Here is a 2,349-nt window from a genome sequence, read left to right as displayed (position 1 = left end):
GAGATCGGCCGCCACGGCACGGCGGTGTTCGACGCCGTGGTGCGGCTGGGCCAGATTCGATGACCATCGACCGCGCCCAGTGCAAGGCCCTCGATCGCGACGATCCGCTGCGCGGCTGCCGCGACCGGTTCCTGCTGCCGGACGGGGTGCTGTATCTCGACGGCAATTCCCTCGGCGCCCTGCCGCAGGGCGTGGCCGAACGGGTCGGGGCCACGGTGACGGCAGAGTGGGGGCGGGGGCTGATCCGGTCCTGGAACACCGCCGGCTGGTATGCCTCGCCGCAGCGCGCCGGGGCCAAGACGGCGCGGCTGATCGGGGCCGGCGCGCATGAGGTCACGGTGACCGACGCGATCTCGATCAACCTGTTCAAGCTGCTGGTCGCCGCCTGCCGGATGCGGCCGGACCGCACCGTGATCGTGGCCGAAGCCGGCAATTTCCCCTCCGACCTCTATGTCGTCGACAGCGTTGCCCGGATGATGGGCTGCAGCGTCCGCCGCGTCCCGGCCGGTGAGGTCGCGGTGGCGATCGGCGACGACACCGCGGTCGCCACCCTGTCCGAGATCAACTTCAAATCCGCCGAGCGCCAGGACATGGCGGCGGTGACCGCTTCCGCCCACGCCAAAGGCGCGCTGATCCTGTGGGATCTCGCCCATTCCAGCGGCGCGGTCGACGTCCAGCTCAACCGGGTGCGGGCCGATTTCGCCATCGGCTGCGGCTACAAATTCCTCAATGGCGGGCCCGGCGCGCCCGGCCATCTCTTCGTCGCCGAACGGCATCTCGCCGCGGTCGACCAGCCGCTGACCGGCTGGTTCGGCCATGCCGAGCCCTTCGCCTTCACCGAGGAGTTCGCCCGGGCCGACGGCATCCGTAGCCTGCTGTGCTCGACTCCGCCGATGCTGTCGATGGCGGCCTATGAGACGGCGCTGGAGGCCTATGACGGCATCGCCATGGCCGATGTCGAGGCCAAGGCGCGGGCGCTGGGCGACCTGCTGATCCGCCTGTTCGACGAACGCCTGGCGCCGCTCGGCTGCCGGCTGGAAAGCCCGCGCGACGGGGCGCGCCGCGGCAGCCATGTCTCGATCGGCCACGACCAGGGCTATGCCGTGATGCGGGCGCTGATCGCCCGCGGCGTGATCGGCGATTTCCGGGCACCTGATGTGATGCGCTTCGGCCTGACCCCGCTCTATCTCGGCTATGCCGATGTGTTCGACGCGGTGGCGGCGGTCGAGGCGGTGATCGCCGGCCGGGTGTTCGAAGCGACGGAATTCCAGCGCCGTCACGCCGTCACCTGAGCACGGGCATAGGCAAGGCCGGAGCGCGGGTTCTAGACTGGGGCATGACCCCGAGACCGGCCCATGGCTGACCCGACCCTTCCCTCCCTGATGGACAGTTCCCGCGCCGTGCTGCGCGTGCTGGCTTCTTCCGGCCCGATCACCCGGCCGCGGCTGGGGGCGATCCTCGACCTGTCGAAGCCGACCATGTCGGCGGCGGTGTCGGAGCTGAGCGCCGCGGGGCTGGTCACCGCCCACGGGTCGCATAAGGGCGCGACCGGGCGCACCGCCACGATCTATGGCCTCGGCCCCGCCGCCGGCTATGTCATGGGCATCGATGTCGGCGCCGCCCAGGTCCGGGCCGTCGCCCATTCGCTGGACGACCGGCCGCTGGCGACGATCGAGGAGCAGATCCCGCGGCCGAGCGGCGCCACCGTCGACGAGATCGGCGAGGTCATCGATTCCGTCGCCCGCGCCACCATCCTGGCGGTGGGCGAAAAGCACCGGATCCTGCGCAGCGTCGCCGTCGCCGTGCCGCGCATCGTGTCGACCCAGCGCCTGGGCCAGCGCAAGGGGCCGGACGCGGTGCTGCGCCAGCTGCGGATCCGGATCGCTGCCCCGATCCTGCTGGAGAACAACGTCAACTGCGCCGCGCTGGCCGAACATCATTACGGCGCGGCGCGGAACCACGACGTGTTCTCCTACCTCCAGGTCGGGGTGCGCATCGGCCTCGGCATCATCGTCAACGGCCGGCTGCTGCGCGGCTTCAACGGCGCGGCGGGAGAGATCGGGCGGCTGCCCTTCCCCTGGTCGCCGGACGAGGTCCCGACCCGGGAGGGGCTGGAGCACTATCTGGGATCGGCCGCGCTGGTCGAGCGCTGCGCCGCGGACTGGCCGGCGGCGGAAGGCCTGCCCCCGGCCTCGGCGAAGGAGCTGTTCGCCCGGGCCGAGGCCGGGTCGGAGACCGCGCTGCTGTGGGTGGCGCGGCACGCCGCCGACATCGGCCGGCTGGTCGCCGGCTGCGTCGGCATGCTCGACCCCGGGCTGATCGTGCTGGGCGGCGGCGTCGGCCAGAACC

At 71.8% G+C, this 2,349-nt stretch carries 2 protein-coding genes; both read left to right on the top strand.

What is annotated here, in order from left to right; all coding sequences use genetic code 11:
* Positions 1-59: 59 nt before the first annotated feature.
* Positions 60-1,292, top strand: coding sequence for a kynureninase (gene kynU / locus AC3XYG_RS36050; RefSeq protein WP_489144716.1), 1,233 nt, complete (start codon positions 60-62; stop codon positions 1,290-1,292).
* Positions 1,293-1,355: 63 nt separating this feature from the next.
* The coding region (locus AC3XYG_RS36045; protein ID WP_489144715.1) for an ROK family transcriptional regulator at positions 1,356-2,349 on the top strand (994 nt) is incomplete at its 3' end.

This window comes from Inquilinus sp. (assembly GCF_057815775.1).
Note: the sequence above shows the minus strand (reverse complement) of the source record. Positions and strands in the feature narration are given on the sequence as shown.

Excerpts from the sequence above, each read along its gene's own strand:
- kynU (WP_489144716.1), top strand. The coding sequence starts at position 60 with ATGACCATCGACCGCGCCCAGTGCAAGGCCCTCGATCGCGACGATCCG.